The following is a 24,049-nucleotide window of genomic DNA, read 5'->3' on the forward strand; positions in this document are numbered from 1 at the left end:
CGCATGCGATGCGCGAGCGGATACACGAGCGCCCTTATCCCGCAGCCTTCACTTCGCGCCGCATGAAAACGCGCTTCGTCTCGTCGACGCCGCGCGCGATGCGCAACCTGCGGATGCGCAGCAGCGTGGCGTCGAGTTCATCGTCGGCGAGTTCGCTGAAACCGAGCCGCCGGTAGTACGGTGCATTCCACGGCACATGGCGAAACGTCGACAGCTCGACGCGCGTCGCGCCCGACTCGCGCGCCCTGGCGTCCACCTCGTCGAGCAATGCTGCGCCAATGCGCCGTCCGGCGTGTTGCGGCACGACATCGAGCGCCTCGACGTAGATGCGAGAGCGAAGCATCGCGAACATCACGAAGCCGACGCATTCGCCGCCGCATTCCGCCACGATCACCTCGGACGCCCGCACTTTCTTCAGCACGAACGGCGCGTCCATCGGGCGCGCCGCCGCGATGCCCGTCAGACCGACGCTGACGAAACGCTGCGCAGCCTCAGATTCGACCACGCGTATCGACGCGACGTCGCGGGGCACAGCGAATCGATAGAGGACAGCGGGCGCTTGCATCGAACGGGGCGAAAAAGGTCGTGGAAGATCAGCGCACAGTGTGACACCGCCCGCGCGTGCAGTTCAACCCGGCGCAATCCGAGTCCAAACGCGGAATCAGGATAAGCGCATCACGCCGATATAATGCCCAGCGGGAACCTCTTGCAAGGAGTCGTTCGATGGCACTCTCCGGCCTTCTCGTCTTCGCGCTCGCGCTGATCGTCGCGGCGGGCTCGCCCGGCCCCAGCATCGCGGCGCTCGTCGCACGCGTCCTCACCAACGGCTTCAGGGATGTGCTGCCGTTTCTCGCTGCAATGTGGATCGGCGAAGCGCTGTGGCTCACCTGCGCCGTCGCCGGCATCGCCGTGCTCGCGCGCACCTTCGCGTTCGTCTTCATCGTGCTGAAGTTCGCGGGCGTCGCTTATTTGCTGTTCCTCGCGTGGAAGATGTGGTTCGCGCCCGCCGAGGTCCACGAAGGCGCCCTGCCGCGTGGCCAGTCGCCGGCGCGCATGTTCGCCGCCGGTTTGATGGTCACGCTCGGCAACCCGAAAATCATGATCTTCTACGTCGCGCTGTTGCCGACCATCGTCGACCTGTCGCGCGTCGGCACGCTGGCATGGCTCGAACTGACGCTGACGATGTTCGCCGTGCTGATGACGGTCGATTTCGTCTGGGCGCTTGCCGCCGTGAAGGCGCGCGCGCTGTTGAAGAGCCGCCGCGCGGTGCGGATCGCGAACCGCGCCAGCGCGACGATGATGGCGGGCGCAGCCGCCGCAATCGCGACGCGCTGAACTCCACTCGGGACCGCCTGACGATGCGCCCCAACATGTTCACGCAGATCGGCCGCGAGTCGCTCGCCGCGCTCGGGCGCGAACTCGCCGCGTGGAAACCGACGCCCGAACGCGCGCTGTTCGGCATCGAAGCCGTCGTTTCGGTCGTGCTGTCGGTGGCGCTCGCGCACCTGCTGCATCTGCCGAACACATGGTGGGCCGCGATCAGCGGCTTCGCCGTGATGCAGTCGCGCTTCTCGGCGTCCGCGCAACGCGGGCTGCATCGGGTGCTCGGCACCATCATCGGCGCCCTGGTCGGCGCGCTCGCCGGCCCGATCATCGGCGATCGGCCGTGGCTGTTCGTGCCCGTGCTGGGCGCGATCGGCGGCGTCTGCGTGTATCGCGCGAACGGTTCGTCGGCGTCGTATGCGTGGGTGCTGGGCGGCATCACGTCGGTGATGGTCACGTTCGAGGCGCACAAACTGCTGGCGTTCGGCCCGACGGCCTCGTTCGCGATGCTGCGCGTGGCCGAAGTGTGCGTCGGCACGTTTGCCTGCGTCGCCGTGTCGGGCGCGTTTCACGTCGTCATCCGCTGGTACGAGCGGCACCGTCCCGCGTCGAAAGTCGTGGCGGCGGCGGCGAAGTCCGCCAACGCCGTGCCGCCGACCTTCGAAACCTTGCGCCACGCGCGCATGGTGCTCGGCGTGCAGGCGGGCATCGCGGTCTCGATCGTCGCCGCGATGACCTACGCATTCGATCTGCCCGGCTTCGCGCAGGCAATCGTGACGACCATCGCGGTCATGATCCTGCCCGCCAGCGCGCTCGTCGTACGCTCGCAAAAGCCGGTCGCCGACAAGATGGTGCAGCGCATGTTCGGCTGCCTGATCGCGGGCGCCGTCGGCATCGCGCTGCTGCCGCTGATGCACGGACAGATCGCCGCGTGCCTGCTCGCGCTCGCAGCGGGCGTTTGGGCGGGCTGTCACGTGCAGACGGGCAAGGAGGGCGCGAGCTACATCGGGCGGCAGTTCACGATCGCGTTCCTCATGGTGTTCGTGCAGGACCACGCGTGGTCCGCCGATCCTCACCCGGCGATGCTGCGGCTCGCGGGCATCCTGACGGGCATCGCAGTCCTTACCTGCGTGATGCTGATTGCGGCGCGCCTGTCGTTCCTGCCCGTGTCCGACGAGGCCACGCCCTGACGCAGCGCTTTGCGATGCAAGCGCATGCGAACGCGCACAAGCGCACGCGAATGCACGCTCAAGGCTCGCCGAACAGCGCCTCGCACAGCTCGCGCCCTTCGGCCGTCAGCGAGGCCGTGCCGCGCCCCTCATCGTCCATTTGCACATCGATCACGCCCGCCGATTGCAGCTGCGTCAGATAGCGCCGCAGCGTGCTCATCGGCAGCTCGGCGCGCTTGCTGATCTTCGCGAGCGACCACGGCTTGCCGTCCCCTGCCGTCGCGCTCGCCGCTTCCCAAAGCAGCATCAGCAGCTGCTCGACGGTCGGATCGAGTCCGTTGTCGTCGTCATCGTCGTCGCAATGCTTGTCGTGTGCCGAGTCGTTCGGGTTCACGTGGAATCTCCAGAGAGTCGCATGTTCGCGGCTGCAAGCTTGCCGATCGTCACCAGCGCGTTTTCGATTTCCGGCGACCATGCATAACTGTAATTCAGGCGGATGCAATGCCTGTACCCGTCCGTGGTCGAGAACATGTAGCCGGGGCCGACCGTGATACCGTGCTCGAGCGCGAGCTTGTACAGCTGCATCGAATCGACGGCAGGCGGCAACTCGACCCACAGCACGTAGCCGCCCATCGGATGCGATACGCGCGTGCCTTCGGGAAAAAAGCGCGTGACGAGCGTCGTCATCAGCTTCGCGCGCTGCGCGAAACCCTTGCGCAGCTTGCGCAGATGATGCTCGTAGCCATCCTGCTTCAGATATTCGGCGATCGCCAGTTGCGGAATCGACGGCGTGGTCAGCGTGTTGAGGAACTTGAGCTTTTCGACCTGCTCGCGGTAGCGGCCCGGCATCGCCCAGCCGATGCGATAAGCGGATGTCAGCGTCTTCGAAAACGACGCGCAATGCAGCACCAGCCCTTTTCTGTCGTAGCTCTTCAGCGCGCCCGGATGCACGTCGCCGAAATACAGTTCGTGATAGACGTCGTTTTCGATCACGGGCACGTCGTGCTTCGCGAGCAGCTTCACCAGCTCACGCTTCTTCTCATCGGGCATCTGAAAGCCGAGCGGATTCTGGAAGTTCGGCATCACCATGCACGCGGCAATCTTGCGTTTGTCGAGTATCTGCGCGAGCGCGCCGAGGTCGATGCCTTCGCGCGGATGCGTCGCCACTTCGATCGCGCGCAAACCCATGCGCTCGATGGCGTGCAGCATCGCGTAGAACGTGGGCGATTCGACGGCGACGGTATCGCCCGGTTTCGCCACTGCCTGCAGGCACAGATTGATCGCCTCCGTCGCGCCGACCGTCACGACGATTTCGTTCGGATCGACAGCGATGCCGTTCTCGAGATAGCGCCGCGCGAGCTGCCGGATCAGGTCCGGGTTGCCGGGCGGCAGCTCGTCCGTCACGCCCCATTGCGTCTTGCGGCGGCCGATCGCATGCGCGTAGCGGTTGATCTTCTGGAACGGAAACAGGCCGGGATCGGGATACGGCGAGCCTAGCGGGACAGCTTCGTCGCTGCCGATCGAGCGCAACGTGGACAGCACCAGCCGGCTCACATCGACCTGCGCGGACACGGCAATCGGCTTCGATACGTCGAGTTCCTGCACGGGCGCTGCGGCATCGTTCGCGCCGAGGCGCACGAAATACCCGGATTGCGGGCGGCTCTGGATGATGCCCTTGCTTTCCAGCAGCAGGTAAGCACGCAGCACCGTCGTGATCGAAATCTGCCGGTGCTGGCTGGTTTGCCGCACGGACGGCACGCGCTCGCCTGGCCGGAACACGCCGCGCCTCACCTGCCCTTCGATCTCCTTCGCCAATTCTTCGTAGAGCTTCAACGACGCCTCTCGAGCGGGCACAGCAGACGGGCACGGCGCCCAATTTTTGAGCACAGTTCGCCGTCGCGGGGAATTTTCAACGATAACAGTCGAAACTGTACTCTTTTTCTTTCGCACGTTGTGTACACACCGGCTACGCGTATTCCCCACTACCCTTGCCACAACATCACGCCACACCGGACGCAGAACATGGACAAGACCACCACCAAGCCAGGCCGCATCGAACCGTATACGGGGCCAGCCGCGGGATGGGGCGCGCTGAAATACGTTGCGATCAACCTGATCAAGGAAAAGGTCTCGGGCGGCAATTACCGCACGCTGCTCAAGCAGAACCAGCCCGACGGCTTCGACTGCCCGGGCTGCGCATGGCCGGACCGGCAGCACGCATCCACATTCGAGTTCTGCGAAAACGGCGTAAAGGCCGTCGCGGCGGAAGCGACGACCAAGCGCGTGAATCCCGAATTCTTCGCGCAGCACACGGTCGACGCGCTGATGAAGCAGGACGACTACACGCTCGAACAGCACGGCCGCCTGACGGACCCGATGGTCTATGACGCGCGCACCGACAAGTACAAGCCCATTTCATGGGACGACGCCTACGCGCTGATCGCGAAGCATCTGCACAAGCTCGATAGCCCGCATCAGGCCGCGTTCTACACGTCGGGCCGCGCGAGCAACGAGGCAGCATTCGTGTATCAGTTGTTCGTGCGCATGTACGGCACCAACAACTTCCCCGATTGCTCGAACATGTGCCACGAGGCGACGAGCCGCGGCCTGCCCACTACCGTCGGCGTCGGCAAGGGCACGGTGACGCTGGAAGATTTCGAGCACGCCGACACGCTGCTGATCTTCGGCCAGAACCCCGCGACGAACCATCCGCGCATGCTTGGCGAACTGCGCGAATGTGCGAAGCGCGGCGCGACCATCGTGTCGATCAATCCGCTGCGCGAGCGCGGCCTCGAACGTTTTGCCAGCCCGCAGCACGTGACGGACATGGTCAAGATGTCGGGCGTGAAGATCGCGTCGACGTTCATCCAGCCGAAAATCGGCGGCGACTTCGCGCTGATCAAGGGGGTCGCCAAGCGCGTGCTCGAACTGGACGACATCGCGATCGAACAGAACGCGGAGCGCGTGCTCGATGTGGCGTTCCTTGACGAGCACACGGCCAATTTCGAAGCGTTCGCCGCCGATCTGCGCGCGCAAAGCTGGGACGCGCTCGTGGAAGAATCGGGCGTGCTGCGTGAAGACATCGAAGACCTCGCGCGCATCTACGCGAACGGCAAGCGGGTGATCGCGACGTGGGGCATGGGACTCACGCAGCACAAGCACTCCGTGCCGACCGTGCACATGCTGTCGAACCTGATGATGATGCGCGGCAATATCGGGCGTCTGGGCGCGGGTCTGTGCCCGGTGCGCGGCCACTCGAACGTGCAGGGCAACCGCACGGTCGGTATCGAGGAAAAGCCGAGCGACGCGTTTCTCGATCGCCTCGGCAGAGTGTTCGATTTCGAGCCGCCGCGCGAGCACGGTTACGACGTGGTCGAAACGATCGAAGCGATGCTCGAAGGCCACGTGAAGGTGTTCGTCGGTCTGGGCGGCAACTTCTCGATCGCGACGCCCGACACGCCGCGCACGTGGGAAGCGCTGCGCGCCTGCGACCTGACGGTGCACATCACGACCAAGCTCAACCGCAGCCATCTCGTGCATGGCCGCGACGCGCTGATCCTGCCTACGCTGGGCCGCACCGAAATCGATCTGCAGAATGGCGTGCCGCAAGGCGTGACCGTCGAGGACTCGATGAGCATGGTGCACGTGTCGTATGGCATGAACAAGCCCGCGTCGGAGAACCTCATGTCTGAGACGCGCATCGTCGCGCAGATCGCGCATGCGACGCTCGGCAGCGAGAAGGTCGACTGGCTCGGCTACGCGAACGATTACGCAAAGATCCGCGATGCCATCGAGTGGTCGATCGACGGCTTTTACGAGTACAACAAGCGCATCGCGCAGCCGGGCGGCTTTCACTTGCGCGTCGCTTCGCGCGAACGCGACTGGAACACGGGCACGGGCAAGGCGAACTTCGTCGTGCATCAGATCCAGCGCGACACGCCGATCCAGCGCGCGCGCAAGCTGCACGGCGAACGCGCGATGACGCTGATGACCACGCGCTCGCACGACCAGTACAACACGACGATCTACGCGCTCGATGATCGTTATCGCGGCGTGTACAACCAGCGCCGCGTGGTGTTTGCGAACGCTGCCGACATCGCCATGCTGGGATTCAAGGCGGGAGATTGGGTGGATATGGAAACGATCTGGGACGACGGCATCGAGCGGCGCGCCGAGCGTTTTCTGCTGGTCGAATACGACATTCCGCGTGGATGCCTCGGCGCCTACTATCCGGAGACGAATCCGCTCGTGCCGCTTTCCAGCACGGCCGACGTATGCAATACGCCGACGTCGAAGTCGATTCCCGTCTTGCTGCATGCGTCTGCGGCAGCCGCGGCCGACGCCGCGTAATATTTGTTATCTTCGCGATGCCCGCAAGGCTCCTGCCGGCATCGCAAACGGCGGCGGGACTGCCCGCGCCGCAGAGACGCCCTCATACTGAACGCTCGACCAGCGGGCGGACCACCGTCTCGAGCGTCACTGTCCTTCGCCGACGAATCGGTCGCCTCGAATGCGATCCGCCTTCGTTGAATCCATCGAGCATCCGCATGCGCGGCAGCGGATTCTGCATGCCTTGCAAACGGAACAACGGCTCCCATTCGTCGCGCAACACGGCCTGACGACGCGCGCGGCTATTTGCCGTTCTTCGCGCGTGCCTGCTCGGCAAGCGCCTTGTAGTCGTATGTGGGATAGAACTCGGTTCGGTAGCCGCCCCACGCGGTTTCCTCGATCGCACGATTCACTTCACGCAGACGGTCGGCGGGCACGCGCAGCGTCACGACCTGGCCGATGCCCATCATCACGTACCACGACACCACTTCGATGCCCGGCGGCGGGAATGCCTTGTAGAAGCCCTGCTCGGCAAGCTGCTGGTTGATCTTCGGCAGCGGCTTCGATTCGTCGTGCTTCAGGAAGATGGTCAGCAAGAACGTGCCGTCGCCAGCGGGCACGGGCGGCGGCGCGGCGCCTGGCGCGGACTGCGCGTCGGCAGGCAGCGGCGCCAGCGCGGCAAAGGCGACCAGCGTCAGGGTGAAGACCATTCCTGCGATCCATTGACGAACGGCATGCATCGGCTTTCTCCTGGGTGGGGTTGACGACGAAACGGCAGATTCGGACGAACGTTCACGACGAAATGGTGCATCCATCATGCCACCCCTGCGCGCCGCGCACATGACGGCCCACGCCGCGTCGCAAGCGAACCAAAGGGTCGTGGCAAACCTCGAGGGCAAACCCTAAGGGTAAAACATATGTTGCGTAATTTTTTGTTGTGGCAACATATGTAAACATCATGCGGGCGCGCGCCGTGCCGTTCGTTTCCAATCGATTGTCCAACCAGAGGACCAGCAATGAACCGACTGACTTCGCTCGCGCTCGCCCTGTGCGTCGCGGCGCCGTGCTTCGCGTCGATGGCCAACGCTGACGCGCAGGAATCGCAGCCAACGCTCGCGAAGATCGAGGCCGCCAATCTGATCGCAATCGGCCATCGCGAGACATCGGTGCCGTTCTCGTATGTCGATTCGAACAATCAGGTCATCGGCTTCTCGCAGGATCTCTGCAACAGGATCATCGATGCCGTGAAGGTGAAGACGCGCAAGGCGAATCTGCAGGTGCGCTTCATTCCCGTCACGTCTCAGAACCGCATTGCGCTGGTGCAGAACGGCACGGTCGATCTCGAATGCGGCGTGACGACGAACCTCACGTCGCGGCAAAACCAGGTCGCGTTCGGCGACACATTCTTCGTCGCGACGACGCGGCTGCTCACGCGCAAGGATTCCGGCATCAAGGACTTTCCCGATCTCGCGGGCAAGACGGTCGTGACGAATCAGGGCACGACGTCCGAGCGCATCCTGCGCAAGATGAACGAAGACAAGAAGATGAACATGCAGATCATCAGCGCGAAGGATTACGGCGAAGGGCGCATGACGCTCGAAACGGGCCGCGCCGTTGCGTACATGATGGACGACGTGTTGCTCGCCGGCACGCGCACGCTGACCGCGAAGCCTGCCGACTGGGTGATCGTCGGCACGCCGCAGTCGTCGGAGGCGTATGGCTTCATGTTGCGCAAGGGCGATCCCGCGTTCCTGAAAGTGGTCGACGACACGCTTGCGCAGGTGATGAAAAGCGGCGAGATCGACGCGATGTACGACAAGTGGTTCATGAAGCCCGTGCCGCCGAAGAACATGAACTTCGACTTTCCGATGAGCGACAACCTACGCACGCTTTACAAGAATCCGAACGACAAGGCGTTCGAATAAGCGGGACAGCTCCACCGCCCGCCGCGCTTTCAATGTTCTTTCAGCGCGGCCTGCGGCTTGCCGGGGCCATCCTGCTGACGGCGGGCCGCCGGAGTAGAATCGAACAAACAACAACTCATGTCGATTCGCTCCGGAGCTGCAATGAATTCGCCTTCGCCCAAAGAGGACAAACCGCGCTGGCGTCCGTCGCCGACGACGCTCAACGTGTTGACGGCGCTCATCGGCATCGGCACGCTGGGCGCGGGCATCGGTTGGCTCGTCTATAGCTGGTACGTCGATCTCGAAGTGCCGTACTTCGCGATTCCGCTCGTGATGTGCGTGCCCGTGATCGTGGCCGTCGCGTTCAGGAATATGTTCGATTAGCGCTCGCGCGACTTGTCCCACGCATATGAAAAAGGCCCGCTGCATGCGGGCCTTTTTCATGTTGCACGTTGCAATTTGCACATTGCACGTTCCGCGCGTGCCGAGACGCGAACGCGTTGCGCGTCAGGCGGCTCTCGCAGCCGCAATGCCATCGTCGAGTTCGCCGCCGAGCGCATCGACGATGCCGTCCAGCATCTTCGCCAGTTCGCCCGTCATCAGCGTGAAGTCGGAGTCGAACTGTTCGTCGTCGTTTTGCGCGGTCGGGTCGGAGGCGTCCTTGATGACGTCGAGCGGTGTCACGCGCTTGATCGTCAGGGAGGGCGTGAGCACGAACGACACGCGATCGTTCCACGTCATCGCAAGGCGCATGCATTGCTTGCCCGCTTCGATATGACGGCGCATGTCGTCGGCTTCGAGCGCGTGGCCGACATAGCGGACGGTCGCATTGCCTTCGGCGGGCGAGCGCAGTTCGGTGTCCTGGTCGAGCGTGAAATTGACAGGGCCGTCGCCCGCCAGCAGCCAGTTGGTCATCGCGGAGACGGGCGCCTGCGCGACGCGCACGCTCGCGATCGGCAAGCGGTCGACGGATTTGACCAGCAGGCCAAGCACGTCGTCGCCGAGCGCCTGCGAAGCGGAATCGATGACAAGCCAGCCGTTGACGGTATCGATCCACACGCGGGTGTCGCGCTGGATGCTGAAGGCGCGCGGCAGCAGTTCGTCGGTGACCTGCTCTTTCAGGTCGCGCATCTGCTTGCGGCCCGGCTTGAAACCTTGCTGCTCTTCGAGTTCCAACGCGCGCGCCTTCGTCACCTGCGTCACCACCGACGCGGGCAGCAGTTTCTTTTCCGCGCGGAAAGTCAGCAGCATCTGCTTGTTGATCGAGTAGACGAGCGCGCCGTCGTGTCGCGGCGGCGCCCAGCCCTGTCGCTGGGTCTCGACGCTATTGGCGGGCTGGAACGCATCCGGCGCGAGCCACTTTTCCATTTGCTCGACGCTCACGTTCCACGGAGCGGGAAGACGGTGAAGCTGTAGATTCTTGAACCACATGGCGAGAACGGGCAAAGCGCGTCATTCTATATGACGATGGCGGCACGGCGGATTTTTATGTGTCATACAACCAGACGATAGGCGAACGAGCGCATTGGCGATTACGCTTTTAACCCCGATTAGTTGGTGATACTAAATTATCAATGTCAGCGGCGTGCGTCATCTGCCTTTCAAGCTCGCCAAAAACGAAGTGCTGCGAAGCTGACGGCCGGCGCCGCCGCCAGCGGGCTCCTGCTCAGCTCCCGTCCGTGTCCGTCGTCGCCCTGGCGACGAGTTCGACGATGCCACGCGTCGGTACGCTCGCTGACAGCGTCGCTATCTTCCTGTGCACAAACCAGCGGCACCGTGCAATTTCGTTCATGGGCTCCGGTTCAGCATGCGTGGGCACGTCGGCGAGGAACACGTGATGATGGGTGCTCGACCCGCCAAACTGAAACAGGTAAATCACATCGGTCGCCGCGAGACCGGTTTCCTCCTCGAGCTCGCGTCGCGCGGCGTCCGCGGGTGTTTCGTCGCGTTTGATCCGGCCGCCCGGCAGCGCCCATCTCGCACGGGCTCTCGCCACGAGCAGAATGCGGTCGCCGCGAATGCACAGCACGGTTGCCCGATTTTTCATGCGCTCCTTGCCTGTTCGCGATTTTGTGAACGTATCACAACACAAATTGTCCATGTTCCCAGCAGAAATGTCACATAAATGTCACAATTCGCGCTCATCGACGTCGGACCTGGCTCATCGTGATCAGTAACTGGGAAATCGTCGCCCGTTTGCTCATCGCTGCCCTGCTCGGCAGCGTGATCGGGTTCGAGCGCGAACGGCTGAACTGGGCAGCCGGGCTACGCACTCATATGCTGGTCTGTATGGGTTCCGCGCTGATCATGCTGGTGTCTGCGTTCGGTTTTGCGGACGTGCTGGGTCAGAAGGATGTCGTGCTCGATCCGTCGCGGATCGCCGCGCAGGTCGTGTCAGGCATCGGCTTTCTCGGTGCAGGCTCCATCCTGCTTCGTGGCGAGATCGTTCGCGGCCTGACGACGGCGGCCAGTCTCTGGTCGGTCGCCGGTGTCGGTCTGGCGGTGGGCGGCGGAATGTACACGGCGGCGATCGGCGCTACGGTCATCATGCTGATCATCCTGGCGGGGATCAAACCCCTTGAGCGCCGCTTTATCTCGGTTCGGCAGCAACGAAACGTGCAGTTGCTGGTCGAGCGAGGGTCGGTTTCCCTGGACACGCTGGTTACCGCACTCGGTTCAGGCAAGATCAGGGTCAAGCAGTTTGTCGTTCAGCAGTCCGAGGATGATCCGGAATTCGACGACATCCAGATCGCGCTCTCGCGCGTGACGGAAACTGAGTTCTCCGCGATCTGCGAGAGACTCGAAGCAATGCCGGGCGCGCGTAGCTGCCGGCGTGGGCAGTAACGGGAAGAGGCCATGACACAGAGTTACGAGTACAACGGATATACCCTGCAGATCGCGATCGAGTCCGATTTTCAGAACCGAAAAGGCGCGCGCCCATCGGGAAAGCCGGGCTATGTTGCCGTCGTGAGAATCTGCGAACCCGGCACCCAGTTGTCGCGCTTCTCACCGCTCCGATTCGTGGAGAAGGCGGGACGTCCTTTCGTCAGCGAATCCGAAGCGCTTGACGGCGGTTACCAGGCCGCACGCACGCTGGTCGATGATTTGTCCCAGCGGGAAGTCCATTGATCCCGTGCCACAGCAGTCCGAAAGGACTGCGGTCGGTTGGCAAATCGGACGGTTAATGCTGACTTCTACGGGGACAAGTCATGGAGTCGACGCGAAATTGCCGGCGATTCCCGAATGAATGTCGATCGGCGGCCTTTGGCCAATTCCTTGAAAAGCCCCCGCTCTTTTGGCCCGGCATCAATCCCGCTATTGGGCGATCAGAAGCCCACGTTTTCGCTGCCCTTGAGGGCAAGAATAGCGCGCGCCTCAGCGGGTGTTGCGATTTCATAACCGAGGTCTTCGAGTATTCGACGGACCTTGGTCACCTGCTCCGCATTCGACTTCGCAAGCTTCCCGCGCGAAATATGCAACGAATCTTCGAGCCCGACGCGCACGTTGCCTCCCATCATGGCAGCCGTGGTTGCGAAGTTCATCTGGGCACCACCTGCACCGAGAACTGACCAACGATAGTTGTCACCGAACAGACGGTCTGCTGTTCGCTTCATAAAGAGAAGATTGTCGAGTTCGGCGCCAATACCGCCCAGAATCCCAAAGATGAACTGGATGAAAACGGGTGCCTTGAACATACCGATATCCATGCAAAACTTGAGGTTGTACAAGTGCCCCACGTCGTAGCATTCGTGCTCAAACTTGACACCGTGTCCTTCACCCAACTCCTTCGCAGAAAAACCGATGTCACGGAACGTATTGCGGAAGATATACGAATCGGAGTTGCGCAGATATTGTTCCTCCCAGTCGAACTTCCACTCCTTGTAGCGATCTGCCAAAGGGTGCATCGAGAAATTCATGCTGCCCATATTGAGCGAGCACATTTCGGGCGACACGCGGCGCGCCGGTGCGATTCGCTCTTCCATCGTATTGGTGAGACTGCCTCCCGTCGACAGATTGATCACCGCGTCGGTTGATGCCTTGATATGGGGCAGGAATTGCATGAAGTGGTCGGGGTCAATCGACACAGCCCCATTCGTCGGATTGCGGGCATGCAGGTGCACGATGGATGCCCCCGCCTCTGCGGCGTCTATGGCCTGCCTTGCGATATCCTCCGGACGGTACGGTAACGCGTCCGACATCGTCGGCGTATGGATAGCGCCGGTGATGGCACACGTAATGATGACTTTCCTGTCCTGACGAGCCATTGTCATTTCCCTCTGATTTGCCTGATTGAATTCTTGTGCGCGCTCGACGTCGCCACGCCGGACGCGCTGCTGCCGGTCACAAGCTTGGCAAGCAAGAAGATTCGCCCGCGTATATCGAGAGCAGCTCGTCGAATCGTTCGAGATCCTCAAACTTGCTAAGCTCGCGGCGGGTCTGTGCTTTGAGTACCAATTCGACAATCTTGTCGTTGAACGGAGTGGCAACGCCCCGCTTGCGTCCCATGTCGCTAATTAGGCCGTTGATATAGCTGATTTCGGTATCCCGCCTTTTCTCAAGATCTTGCAGCATGCTGGCCTTCAGTCCTGCATGTGCCCCCCAGATCTTCCGATACATCGGCATCTTTGCAGGGATGTCGGCCGCACTATCCAGCTGAAAGGTTTCGAAGTCTTCGCCTTGCATCTGCACAAGGCGTACGCCGTGCGCATGAGCTACCTTGATGCATTCGTCTGCGACAAATGCGAGGCATGTCATCGCCTTGGGATTGTTCAGAACGTCGCCAAACGTACAACCGAGCGCAGCCGACATTCCGCTGAACGTTGCGTTCATGAGAAGCTTGCTGAAACGCAGGCCCATGAGATCGGTGCGTATTTCCGTGGCACCCACGCACTGCAGGTACGACTGAACCTGTGTCAACCTGGGTCGGATTGCGTTATCGATTTCGCCAATCTCAAATGCGAAGCTTTTTAGTACATCGTAGCTGGACGTCAGTGACGAGACGCCAGGCTTTACCCACGTCGCGCCAAACCCCACGGCACCTCCGACCGTACGTTGCGCGCCTACGATTTCAGCGACGCTGTGTTCAGGGATGCCGTTCTGCAGCGTACAGACGATGCTGTCCGCGTGAAGGTGGGCGAGCAGTTTGCTCAGCATGTCTCTATTGCTCGTCTGCTTGGTGAGCAAAAACACCAGATCGTAGTGCCCTGCTATTTCATCCGGTGTGAGGGCGACGACTGGCACATTCATCTCGACTGACCCGGTGATCGTCGCGCCATTGCTGTTGAGCGCGTCCACGTGCTCTCTATAGGTATCGATCAGGTCAATCTGCTTTCCAGCGCGCGTGATCAGTGCACCGATGATGGTGCCAAGCGACCCCGCGCCAATGATTGCTGCTCTCATTCACTCTCCATCGTCATGTTGGACACGCGCAGCACGTCGCCATCGCCCGCGAGGGGTGCTTCATCGCGAAAGTGGGTGGCCTCAGAGACCGTGCGGAAATAACAGGAATGCAATGCTGCCTACGCCAAGGGCATACAAGAACATGGCGAATGTGTAGGGAAGAATGTCCTGAAAGCGTACTTTGAACGCGGCCATGAAAGGCAACGCCCAGAAAGGCTGGATCAGATTCGCGAGTTGTCCGCCCGTGCTGTAGGCGTTGACGACGTGCGCGACAGGAATGCCAAGCTTCTGGCCAGCAGCGATGATGTACGGCGCCTCGACCGCGAACTTCGAGCCGCCGGAAGGAACGAAGAAATCCATGATCGTCGTGTAGATGAGCACGATCCACGCGTACGTTCCTGCCGTCGAAATCGACAGGAACCAGTGCGTGATGATGTCCGACAGACCCGAATGGACGATCAATCCGAAGATGCCTGCGTAAAGCGGAAACTGGATGATCACTCCGTACGTGGTACCCACACCCTGCTTGACAGATTCCGTGAAGCTGCGAGGCGATCCGTGCAACACCATGCCCAGCCCAAACAACATGAAGTTGATGACATTCAAGTCGAGTTTTGCTGCGCCCATGGTGGCGAGAAAACGCACCGACCAGATGAGGATGCCCAGGCCAAGGACAGTCAGCAGAACGCGCGAACGTTCCCAACGTTCGGCGGGACGCAGGTTCTCCGTCGAACCGGTTGACACGGGCGGCCTCGTGAACTCGTCGTAAGTGGCGTCGCTGATCTCAACTGCGCGCCCGTTCCGCGGCATCAGGAATGCAAAAATGACGGGCAACGTGACGAGCTCAAAAAGCACGAGCGCCAGCAGGAACGGAGACAACGCCGTCTGCGTGAGCGGAATCAGGCCGCCGATCGTCTTTTCAAGAAAATTGCCCGAGGTAGCCGCGAGCAGCGGTGCAGACTGCGACGGTCCATTCGCCATGAGGAGCATCATTGTGTACGCTGCAGCCGCCAGAACGGGATAATGGATTCCCAAGCCGCGCTTGCGTACTGCGACTTCCTTGCCCATCACGATGGCCACCATCAGTCCTGCTGCCCAGTGCAGCCAGCTCACGACACCAACGATCAGGCAGAACAGGATCAACGTTGATCGGGCCGTCGTCGTGAGGCTGATGACGCGAACGATTGCTGCCTTCACCAGTTTTGAATCGGCAACGACAAAGCCGGTAACCATCATCACGGTGAGTTGCATCGCAAACGTCAGCAATACCCAGAAGCCTTTCGCATAGTCGTCCAGCAGTTCCAATGGGCCATGGCGAGTCAACCCCAATGCCATCAGGTAAACAATGATCGTGAGCGCCGCGACGAAGACCATCGAGTCAGGAATCCAGTTCAGACTCCATTCGGTAAATCGCCCGGATATGTTTCGCTTGACTTGCACTGCCGACTGAGCGACTCCGCGCCTTGAATCTTCAGCGTCGTTTTGCACCATCTGCACCATGTCTCGTCCCCTCTACTTGATCAATTCGGCACCGCGAGCGCAGACCACGACTGCGATCTGCGCAGGTGTCCTCGTGTACGGATATCTGTGCCGCTCGTGAATCGCGGAATTGCGCGTGGCGCTACCGATGCCGCCGTGACTTGGGTCGTCGCGGTGCCGCGTGAACGCTTCCGCGTACCAGGTACATGTGACAGGCCGAGGCGGATGCCGAAGTCGATGTAGTGATGTTCACGTTGTCTCCGTCATTTGATTGTGTGCGACCGGTGCGATGAGGTCCCTGATGCTTGTGATCAGCATGGTAGTGAGATACTCTCCTCGCCGAAAGGTCATTAAGGGACTCGCAGGGGTCAAAAAGGGACATTCGGGACAGAACCGTGAAATCGAAACTTCCGCTGCCGAACGAGCAGATTTATGCGCCGTACAAGATCGACGCCGTGGTGGAGGTGCTTGCCGAGCAGGGCATCGCACCCGAGGACAGTCTCAAGGGGAGCGGGGTTGGTGTTGACAAGCTGTACGACGCGTTCGAACTGACTTCGGTGCGTCAATATCTGACCGTATGCGAGAACGCTGTCAGGCTCGCCACAGATCCCGCTACAGCTCTCGAGGTCGGTCGCCGTCTACACCTGTCAGCGTATGGGATCTATGGATATGCGCTGTTGTCATGCCTTTCGCTGCGCGAGTATTTCCGGTTAGCCGTGAAGTACCGCCGTTTGGCGACTCCGCCCGTCAACATCGAATGGGCGGAGCACGATGAGACCGTCACATGGACTTTTGTCGATCCGATCGTCCCTGATCTCTCACCCAGGCTTTGGAAGTTCCTTATCGAGCAGCAAGTCAGTCTCAACGTCGCACATCTTCAGGAAATCGCAGGCCGCGAATGTCCACCGCTGCGGGCCACTTTCTCGTACCCGCCACCCGCTCACGCAGGCTTGTACACAAAGTATCTCGGCTGCCATTGCGAGTTCGATGCGCCTGCTTGCGAGCTCGTCTATGAGCGCTCGATTCTCGACCAGAAACCGCAGAAGGCTCACAGGTTGACGACAGCGTTGTTGCAGAAGACATGCGATCGCCTTGTCAGCCAGGAGAAAACGTCGAGTGGACTGTCGGGTGAGATGTATCAGGTCTTCCTGACCAATCCCGGCGACTTTCCTTCGATGGACGCAATGGCTGCCAGATTCAACATGGTCAAACGCACGCTGCGCAGGCGCCTCCAGGCAGAGGGAACATCATTCCAGTCAATTCTCGACGACGTGCGGTCTTCCCTTGCGCAAGAGTACTTGCAGACAACGAAAATGAGCGCGAGCGATATCGCCACACTGCTCGGCTTTAGCGATGCCGCCAATTTCCGACGTGCACTGAAACGATGGACAGGTAAAGGGCCGAAAGAGCTTCGCGGTTAATCTCGCTTCTGTCGCGCTGTTTCCGCAGGAGTCTGCCAGCTGGTCGAGCCGTGGTCGGTGCTGATAGCTTCCCGTCGCCATTCACGTTGACTTACGCTCGATTAGCCCAATGCGAAAGACTCTATTGTGCTTCTTAGCAACGAAACGTTGACCGGCTTGACGAACGAGCAGTCGAAGCCGCTTGCCTTTGCCCTCGCTGCCACTTCGGCACCGCTGTAACCGCTCAGTGCAATCAGAAATGGACAGCTTGAACCAAGTAGACGTCGCGCATGTCGGGCCACTTCGTACCCGTCGAGCCCGGGCAGCCCGATGTCGACGATCGCGACGGCAGGCCTTGTCGACTCTATGGCCGCGAGGCCGTCAGGACCATCACGGGCAGTCGTTACGACGTAGCCGAGGCTTTCCAGCATTGCTGCCGTTGCCAGCCTGACGTCCTCGTTGTCTTCCACTAACAAGACTGTCACATTGGGCGTCGCAGTCACGCACGCCAAAGTCGTTGACGGCTCGGGTTGACGTTGCGGCGCTTCAACAAGGGGCAGCTCGACGGTGAATTCGCTGCCCTTTCCCTCGCCCCGTGACTGGGCGCGAAGTGTTCCCCCGTGCAATTCAACGAGGCGTCGCGCGAGATTCAAACCAATGCCTAGCCCTCCCTCTGCACGGTCCATCGTGGTGTGAACCTGTGCGAACAGTTCAAAAATGGTTTCGAGAAAGGCTTGAGGAATGCCCCGCCCGTTGTCCGAGACGGTTAGCACTGCGCGGCGATTTCTCTTTGGGCCGCGCGTCCTGAGGCGCACTTCGATATTCCCACCCGCATCCGTATATTTCACTGCGTTCGACAACAGATTGGCGACCACCTGTTGCAAGCGGGTTTCGTCACCTCGCAGCGAGTAGTCGTCGGGAGAAATGTTGATGCTCAGCGTATGGCGCTTCAGCTCGAAATCTCGCCGCACAGAGTACGCTGCGGTTTCGACCACCATCCGCAGATCGACGATCTCGCGCGCCAGTTTGATCGCTCCCCGGGACACCCGGGACGCATCGAGCAGGTCATCGACAAGTCTGGTGAGCGTGGCAATCTGTCGATGAATCAGCGCTGTGATGTCCACCGGAATCGACCGGTTCGCGTCGCTGCCCTGAATCAATTGAAATGCAGAAGCCAGTCCGGCCAGCGGGTTCCTCAATTCATGTCCGAGCATTGCCAGGAACTCGTCCTTTCGCGTGCTCTCTTCTTTCAGGCGTGCCGCAAGTTCAACGGCTTCCTCGCTTACACGGCGGAGTTCCGCATTGGCGTTGCCGAGTCGACGACTCCCCCTGATCAGTTCCGACTCGCTCTCGATCCACCAGTGCGGCAGCGCGTGGACAGTACTTCCATCAGTCGTCTGAAGAACGTCGGAGACCAAATCCGTTACGTTCTCGACGCGGTGCAAGATGAAAGCCACCGATCCATCGTGGTCTAGAACGGGCACATTTATCGGACTCCAGAAACGCTTGAGAAATTGCCCGTTGCCACTCGCCCGGTCTGGGACGTCATATCTTTGCAGAGGCATCGCATCCGTCCGACGGTATCGGACTACCCACCGCAACGACTCGGCCAGGGATTGCGTAGCCTTTTCCTTCAGGTTATCCGGGTTATCCGGAAACACATCCAGCAGCGGTTGCCCCACCAGCTGATCCCGCTCGCTAACGGTTTCCCGCAAATAGGCATCATTCGCATCGACAATGGTGAAACAGGGGTCCGCATGGACGATAAGACACGGGCTGGGAAGAACTGAAAAAACGTGCTGGTAGAAACGGGCCGGAAGGAGTGGTCTGCTTTCCATTTTTAGTCTGCGCGGGACGAACCATCACATGGACCTGCTGGTCACCTCATCGTATTCGCCGCAATGTATGTGCCACTGCAGCGCGGCATGCGTGGGCAAGTTTCCTTCATTCGACACGAGCGCGTGGAGATCCATGCTTGCAGCCCCGCTCACTTGCGGATCAGTTTCCCAATGACGTAGATGAGTTCCGCCGGATCAACCGGCTTGCACAGATAGCCGTCAAAACCGGCGTCGCGTGCCATCTGCTCGTCTTCCTTCCTCACGTAACCGGTGAGCGCCACCGCAGGCACGTCGATGCCCAGCGCACGCACGGCCTTCATCAGGTCGCATCCATGTTCTCCCGGCATCGTCAGATCCGACACGATGATGTCGGGCAGATGGTACTTGAGCGTCTCGCGAGCTTCGGCCGCTGATCTGGCGGTACGCACGCGCATGTCCTCGAGCCGGAGCGTCAGTGAGAGCGCCTCCAGCGTGTCAGCGTCGTCTTCTATGAGCAGGACGGACCGTCCGTGAATGACCGACGCCGCTTCCGCCTGTTCGCGCGCAGGACCTGCCGGCGCGCTCTGCCTCATGACGGGCAGCACAACCGTGAAGGCGGCCCCCTGTCCCGGCCCGCTACTCTGTGCAGTGATCTCCCCGCCGTGCATCATGACGATGCTGCGCGCAATAGCTAGCCCCAGGCCGAGACCTGCGCGTTCACGGTTGATCGCGCATTCGACCTGTACGAAGGGCTCGAAAATCTCCTCCAGCCTCTGCGGGGGGATACCAGCGCCTGTATCGGCGACGCAGATCCGCACCACGTTGCCAGTCACCACGAGTGAAGGCAGAATTTTCCCGCCGCGCTGCGTGTGCTTCAGAGCATTGTTGAGCAGATTGCTGAACACCTGCTGCAGCCGGGGGCCGTCGCCGAGCACGTGCACCTCGTCGGCAACGAGATCCGCTACGAACACGCCTTTCTCATCGGCGATCGGCCTCACTTCCTGTAGCGCAGCGCTAAAGCAGTCGGTAACCGCGATGGGCGTTCGCTCGACCGTGAACTTGCCCTTGCTGATGCGACTCGCATCCATGAGGTCGTTCACCAGTCGGGTCTGCGTGACCACGTTGCGGCGGACGACGGAAATACCGTTCCTGACGAAATCCGCGTCGTGGGCGCTCTGCGCAAGCAGTTCAACCCACGCCAGTATTGCAGTCAGGGGCGCCCTCAACTCGTGAGACACCGCGGCGATGAAAGCATCCTTTGCTTCGCTCGCAGATTGCGCTGCGCGCCGCAGCGCACGTTCGCTTTCGATTAACGCATCCCGCTCGGCTTCCACCCGCTTCTGTTCTGAGATATCGATCGTGATCCCGTCGAACCGTACGGCGCGCCCTTCGTCATCGAAAGAGGTGCTGCCTTTCGCCCTGAGCCATCGAACCGCACCTTCGGTCGACACAGTGCGATATTCGACATCGTATGGCTGGCCAGCCGCTATCGAATTTTCGACGGCAGAGCGCACACGGGACCGGTCATCCGGATGGATCGTACGGTAGAACGTACCGATATCGATCTCATCGTCCGGCGTGCCGGGGTCGAGCCAGAAATGCGTCTTGCACCGCGCATTCCAGTACAGGCGCTGCAGAGGCAACGGACAATAGAATGTGCCGATTTCGGCCGCCTCCGCTGCCCGGCGCAGGCGATCCCGTGTCTGCTCCACGGTTTCCAGTTGTGGGCGTAGTCGGTAGTCGGTCATGGTCGTTGGCGTGTGTACTCGAAATGACGCTGTAACAAGTCGTGTTTCACCATTCCTTGCCGTAGGTGTTTCGCCTTCCGCTATCAGGAAATGGACCAAAGGACGATAGCATCCGAAACGTATGGGCATGTTCTGTTCCCACACGGCCGGACGCCAGCGGCGCGGGACATCGCGGAAAAAATGACGTCAACCGATAAGAGTGAGAAGCAGGCGCAACGCGCGCCGCGTCGACTTCCTGGCTGATGGTGATGGGCGGTACTGCCGCGTCACCTTAAACGGAACGATCTCATGCACAAGCGCGACGACGGAGGATAGTCGCCCTACGCTACTCGACCGCGTGGTGGCCCTAGAGTTAATCAGCCGGCGGCACGGCCAACTCGCCAGGCCGAAATGTTTTATCAGCTCTTGCGGTCGTCCTGCATATCTCATGGAGCAGATTCAGGTCGAGAGCACTCAACTTATTTCCGGCCAACCCGTCGGAGACCGCGTCAATGTCGGCAAACGAGAAAACATGAGTGCACGCCGCCAAATATGACCCTATCACTGATGGATGGCTTCCATCGGACTCGTAGAGGCCGATCGCGGGCCGCAGTTTGCGGAACTGATCCCATGCGAGGCCAACCGGGACAACGCTGGCTCCCGTCACTTTCTCCAGATCCTCATACGCCGTAGCGATATTTGCCTGCGACGCCGGGTTATCCTTCCGGGCCCAGGTCATGTACAAATATGGCTTCGCACCCGTCGCCTGAATTTCATCGACGAACCTTCGCACATATTCCTGCATGCTTTTCAATGCACGGAGCGCTCGAGTGCTTTGGTCCTGCAACACGACGGCATTCCATTTCTGGGCAGCCAGACGCTTTTGGACTTCCCCGCGGTTCCAATGCGCCGCTAGCGATGCTCCGCCGAATGCGAGAACTTCTGCTTTCACATTCATATCGGGAATGCTCGCCTCAAGAAGCCGGGCAACCAGCGTCGGCAAATCGTTTCTCGTGGTATAGCTGTTGCCGACAAAGAGGACTCGAAACTCGCGGCTCATCGTAGTGATGGGAAATAGTTTGCCAATCGCTGCGATTATTGCAACGACATCCCAATGCTGCTTTCGCCCACATGGTACGCCGATTCAAAGGCCGGTCACCTGTGCGACGTCGCGTCAGATTCCCGCTCGACGGCGACGGCGCGCAAGGTCGAGGTGCGCGAGGACACAACAGTTCTCGCTGCATTAGCGAATGAGAGTGAATATCGCTTTCTCTTGTTACAAAAAAATCGCGCAACTTGATCTTTCAGAATCTAAAGTCCATTCCACACCTCTGACAAATTGCGACCTGTGCAAGGTGTGCGCTCATCTGCAAAGCATATTTGCATGACGAGGAACGACGATCTTATATCGGCATTTTGCTTGACCGACGCGCTGGCGGCGACCAGCGCTCGCGGTCGGTAGCAACTCACGCGGTAGCGAGTTGGTCAGCGAAGAATATGCGAACAAGACGCGCCGACGATGTCATCTTTCAGCAGGGTGGCGAAGATTGCCAGCCCGCGTCTTTCGCGACTGCCAGCAGGCCTGCGTCGAGCTGTTGTCGACTGCATTGGGAAGGAGCCTTCCATGCGTTGCCACAAAACTCGTGCACTGCTGAGCGGCATCCCGCTCGCTGCTGTCCTCCTCACAACAATCTCCACTGTTCGGGCAGCGCCCGTTCTCGTCTCCCGTCCCAGCGTATTTTCCTCTTGCAATATAGGCGGCCCCGGGAAGAATTACGTGAATGCGGAAGTGGAGCCGTGGATCGCCGCTAACCCCGGAAATCCTTCGGCTCTTATCGGTGTGTGGCAACAGGACCGATGGGACAACGGCGGCGCACATGGGCTGGTTGCCAGTTCGTCATTCGACGGCGGTTACACCTGGGGCACGCCGACCGCCCTTCCGTTCAGTGCATGCGCTGGCGGGACCGACTACGAGCGGGCTTCCGACCCATGGGTATCCATAGGCCCAGATGGAACAGCGTACGCGGTGTCCATCTCGTTCAATCAGTCCAACAACAGTAACGCCGTGCTCGCCTCAGTGTCGAAGGACGGTGGCCTGACGTGGGCGAAGCCGAGCACGATCATCGCGAATAACGAACCGAGCTTGCAGTTCTTCAACGACAAGGAGTCGGTCACGGCCAGTCCGACCCGGACAGGCGTCGCGTATGCAGTGTGGGATCGCCTTGAACTGCCCAATGCAAATCCGTACGCAAACAGACATACGGCTGCTTTCCGCGGGCCTTCGCTGTTTTCGAAGACAACCGACGGCGGAGTCACATGGAGTACACCATCGGTGATTGTGGCGCTACCTTCACGGCAACAGACAATCGGCAATCAGATCGTCGTGGACTCGGAAAACGGAACGCTGTACGACTTCTTTAACCTCATTACTCCGCCCTTCTCGAAATCAGCAGGCAAGGTGGCATTCATCAAATCGACCGACGACGGCGCAACCTGGACAAAGCCAAAAATTATCACCGGTTTGCAGACCGTCTCGGTGTTCGATCCAAACACGGGCGAAGCGGTGCGATCGGGGGACGACATTCCCGAGCCGGCCATCGACCCGAAGACGGGCCAGCTCTATGTGGTCTGGCAGGATTCCCGCTTCAATGGCGGGCATTACGATGAGATCGTCCTTTCCACTTCGAGCGACGGCGGCGTGACATGGAGCGCTCCCGTCCGCGTGAATACGCCTACCGGACGGCCTGCGTTCAACCCGAGCATTCGCGTCAACTCGTCGGGGACCGTGGCAGTGACCTACTACGACTTCCGCAACCTCGCCGACGGCAACACAGCGACGTTGCCCACCGATATCTGGCAAAAGATCTCGGCGGACAAGGGGTCAACGTTCGGCAACGAAACACATCTGGCGGGCCCGTTCGATCTCAAGACTGCGCCCAATGCCGAAGGCTTTTTCGTCGGAGACTACCAGGGTCTGGCCGCCGCCGGCACGCGCTTTCTGCCGTTTTTCGTGGAAACGAACTCGGGGAATCTGAGTAATCGCACAGACGTCTTTGCCCAGCCCTAGCCGTAATCGTCAGCTAGGAATCAGCACGCAGCGAGGGTCGCACCGCTGCGTGCAAAACATCACGATGTGCGAGAGCGCTCCAAAGACTCGGCCTGCCTGATTCTTCGATGAAAGCGCCCAATTACTCGCGGCCGCTGGGTCGCAGGCTCCCTCGCGCAATCCCAAGCGGCGAGCCTAAAACCGGTGACGCAGGCCGATAGTCGCTTCCACCTGGTTGTTCGTTGATGACGGTGCGCTCACGCCGTTAATCCAGGCGACTCCGAGTGGGGAGTCGCTGCTCGCACTAAGTCCTTGCCAGGTTCCCTGTATGTACACGTCCGTGCGCCGCGAGAAACTGTAGTCGGCCATCGCGCTCACCTGGTTCCAGTGCGGGCTGCCGCTGCCTGCGTTACCGCCCGCGCGCGAATAGGTATAGGCAGCCGAGAGTTCAACGG

General features: G+C 60.6%; 22 protein-coding genes and 1 pseudogene. 10 read left to right on the plus strand and 13 right to left on the minus strand.

Annotation, left to right across the window (positions count from 1 at the left end; genetic code table 11):
• Window positions 1–34: 34 nt before the first annotated feature.
• Complete coding sequence (locus tag H3V53_RS13265) at window positions 35–565, minus strand: GNAT family N-acetyltransferase (RefSeq protein ID WP_336598296.1); 531 nt, start codon at window positions 563–565, stop codon at window positions 35–37.
• A gap of 158 nt (window positions 566–723) precedes the next feature.
• Here H3V53_RS13265 and H3V53_RS13270 point away from each other — a divergent pair, with 158 nt between their 5' ends.
• On the plus strand, window positions 724–1,335 hold the full coding sequence (locus H3V53_RS13270; RefSeq protein ID WP_336598297.1) for a LysE family translocator: 612 nt from the start codon (window positions 724–726) through the stop codon (window positions 1,333–1,335).
• 23 nt (window positions 1,336–1,358) lie between these two features.
• Window positions 1,359–2,513, plus strand: coding sequence for an FUSC family protein (locus H3V53_RS13275; protein WP_336598298.1), 1,155 nt, complete (start codon window positions 1,359–1,361; stop codon window positions 2,511–2,513).
• A 58-nt stretch (window positions 2,514–2,571) separates the two neighbouring features.
• Here H3V53_RS13275 and H3V53_RS13280 read toward each other — a convergent pair whose 3' ends face one another.
• Both H3V53_RS13280 and H3V53_RS13285 read right to left on the minus strand, forming a co-directional pair.
• A complete protein-coding gene (locus H3V53_RS13280; protein ID WP_054924504.1) occupies window positions 2,572–2,886 on the minus strand; it encodes a helix-turn-helix domain-containing protein in 315 nt (104 codons plus the stop codon).
• Window positions 2,883–4,325 carry an aminotransferase-like domain-containing protein gene (locus H3V53_RS13285; RefSeq protein ID WP_336598299.1) on the minus strand — a complete coding sequence of 481 codons (1,443 nt, stop codon included), beginning with the start codon at window positions 4,323–4,325 and terminating at the stop codon, window positions 2,883–2,885. The genes H3V53_RS13280 and H3V53_RS13285 overlap by 4 nt, the downstream gene beginning before the upstream one ends.
• Before the next feature lie 189 nt (window positions 4,326–4,514).
• Here H3V53_RS13285 and H3V53_RS13290 point away from each other — a divergent pair, with 189 nt between their 5' ends.
• On the plus strand, window positions 4,515–6,842 hold the full coding sequence (locus H3V53_RS13290; RefSeq protein WP_336598300.1) for an FdhF/YdeP family oxidoreductase: 2,328 nt from the start codon (window positions 4,515–4,517) through the stop codon (window positions 6,840–6,842).
• A 281-nt stretch (window positions 6,843–7,123) separates the two neighbouring features.
• Here H3V53_RS13290 and H3V53_RS13300 read toward each other — a convergent pair whose 3' ends face one another.
• Complete coding sequence (locus tag H3V53_RS13300) at window positions 7,124–7,531, minus strand: hypothetical protein (RefSeq protein WP_336598301.1); 408 nt, start codon at window positions 7,529–7,531, stop codon at window positions 7,124–7,126.
• 306 nt (window positions 7,532–7,837) lie between these two features.
• On the opposite strand from H3V53_RS13300, the gene H3V53_RS13305 reads away from it, so the two are divergent.
• Complete coding sequence (locus H3V53_RS13305; protein WP_054924507.1) at window positions 7,838–8,746, plus strand: glutamate/aspartate ABC transporter substrate-binding protein; 909 nt, start codon at window positions 7,838–7,840, stop codon at window positions 8,744–8,746.
• Between the two features lie 141 nt (window positions 8,747–8,887).
• Window positions 8,888–9,109, plus strand: a complete 222-nt coding sequence (locus H3V53_RS13310) for a hypothetical protein (protein WP_054924508.1) — start codon at window positions 8,888–8,890, stop codon at window positions 9,107–9,109.
• Between the two features lie 123 nt (window positions 9,110–9,232).
• Here the strand turns inward: H3V53_RS13310 and H3V53_RS13315 are convergent, their stop codons facing one another.
• Both H3V53_RS13315 and H3V53_RS13320 read right to left on the minus strand, forming a co-directional pair.
• Window positions 9,233–10,156 (minus strand): recombination-associated protein RdgC, encoded by a 924-nt coding sequence (locus H3V53_RS13315; protein WP_336598302.1) that lies wholly within the window; start codon window positions 10,154–10,156, stop codon window positions 9,233–9,235.
• 235 nt (window positions 10,157–10,391) lie between these two features.
• Complete coding sequence (locus H3V53_RS13320) at window positions 10,392–10,772, minus strand: NUDIX hydrolase (RefSeq protein ID WP_336598303.1); 381 nt, start codon at window positions 10,770–10,772, stop codon at window positions 10,392–10,394.
• A gap of 119 nt (window positions 10,773–10,891) precedes the next feature.
• On the opposite strand from H3V53_RS13320, the gene H3V53_RS13325 reads away from it, so the two are divergent.
• Together H3V53_RS13325 and H3V53_RS13330 are read left to right on the plus strand one after the other, a co-directional pair.
• On the plus strand, window positions 10,892–11,569 hold the full coding sequence (locus H3V53_RS13325) for an MgtC/SapB family protein (protein WP_336598304.1): 678 nt from the start codon (window positions 10,892–10,894) through the stop codon (window positions 11,567–11,569).
• A 12-nt stretch (window positions 11,570–11,581) separates the two neighbouring features.
• A complete protein-coding gene (locus H3V53_RS13330) occupies window positions 11,582–11,854 on the plus strand; it encodes a hypothetical protein (RefSeq protein ID WP_336598305.1) in 273 nt (90 codons plus the stop codon).
• A gap of 197 nt (window positions 11,855–12,051) precedes the next feature.
• Here H3V53_RS13330 and kce read toward each other — a convergent pair whose 3' ends face one another.
• The 3 genes from kce to H3V53_RS13345 form a co-directional block, all read right to left on the minus strand.
• Window positions 12,052–12,990 (minus strand): 3,5-dioxohexanoate:acetyl-CoA acetone transferase, encoded by a 939-nt coding sequence (kce, locus tag H3V53_RS13335; RefSeq protein WP_336598306.1) that lies wholly within the window; start codon window positions 12,988–12,990, stop codon window positions 12,052–12,054.
• 76 nt (window positions 12,991–13,066) lie between these two features.
• Complete coding sequence (locus H3V53_RS13340; protein WP_336598307.1) at window positions 13,067–14,125, minus strand: ketopantoate reductase family protein; 1,059 nt, start codon at window positions 14,123–14,125, stop codon at window positions 13,067–13,069.
• Between the two features lie 81 nt (window positions 14,126–14,206).
• A complete protein-coding gene (locus H3V53_RS13345; RefSeq protein ID WP_336598308.1) occupies window positions 14,207–15,565 on the minus strand; it encodes a short-chain fatty acid transporter in 1,359 nt (452 codons plus the stop codon).
• Between the two features lie 434 nt (window positions 15,566–15,999).
• On the opposite strand from H3V53_RS13345, the gene H3V53_RS13350 reads away from it, so the two are divergent.
• A complete protein-coding gene (locus H3V53_RS13350) occupies window positions 16,000–17,025 on the plus strand; it encodes an AraC family transcriptional regulator (RefSeq protein ID WP_336598309.1) in 1,026 nt (341 codons plus the stop codon).
• Between the two features lie 101 nt (window positions 17,026–17,126).
• On the opposite strand, the gene H3V53_RS13355 is transcribed toward H3V53_RS13350, so the two are convergent.
• The 3 genes from H3V53_RS13355 to H3V53_RS13365 form a co-directional block, all read right to left on the minus strand.
• Window positions 17,127–18,842, minus strand: coding sequence for a hybrid sensor histidine kinase/response regulator (locus tag H3V53_RS13355; RefSeq protein WP_336598310.1), 1,716 nt, complete (start codon window positions 18,840–18,842; stop codon window positions 17,127–17,129).
• A 149-nt stretch (window positions 18,843–18,991) separates the two neighbouring features.
• Window positions 18,992–20,569, minus strand: a complete 1,578-nt coding sequence (locus H3V53_RS13360; RefSeq protein ID WP_336598311.1) for a hybrid sensor histidine kinase/response regulator — start codon at window positions 20,567–20,569, stop codon at window positions 18,992–18,994.
• A 352-nt stretch (window positions 20,570–20,921) separates the two neighbouring features.
• Window positions 20,922–21,608, minus strand: coding sequence for an SGNH/GDSL hydrolase family protein (locus H3V53_RS13365; RefSeq protein ID WP_336598312.1), 687 nt, complete (start codon window positions 21,606–21,608; stop codon window positions 20,922–20,924).
• Window positions 21,609–21,662: 54 nt separating this feature from the next.
• On the opposite strand from H3V53_RS13365, the gene H3V53_RS13370 reads away from it, so the two are divergent.
• Window positions 21,663–21,848: a hypothetical protein gene (locus H3V53_RS13370; protein WP_336598313.1), complete on the plus strand. Its 186-nt coding sequence runs from the start codon at window positions 21,663–21,665 to the stop codon at window positions 21,846–21,848.
• 324 nt (window positions 21,849–22,172) lie between these two features.
• Entirely contained in the window at window positions 22,173–23,615 is a 1,443-nt protein-coding gene (locus H3V53_RS13375) for a sialidase family protein (RefSeq protein WP_336598314.1), read from the plus strand.
• A 174-nt stretch (window positions 23,616–23,789) separates the two neighbouring features.
• Here the strand turns inward: H3V53_RS13375 and H3V53_RS13380 are convergent.
• Window positions 23,790–24,049: pseudogene (locus tag H3V53_RS13380) on the minus strand (porin); the annotation flags it as partial.

It is taken from the genome of Paraburkholderia bengalensis (assembly GCF_037126505.1).
GTDB lineage: Bacteria > Pseudomonadota > Gammaproteobacteria > Burkholderiales > Burkholderiaceae > Paraburkholderia > Paraburkholderia bengalensis.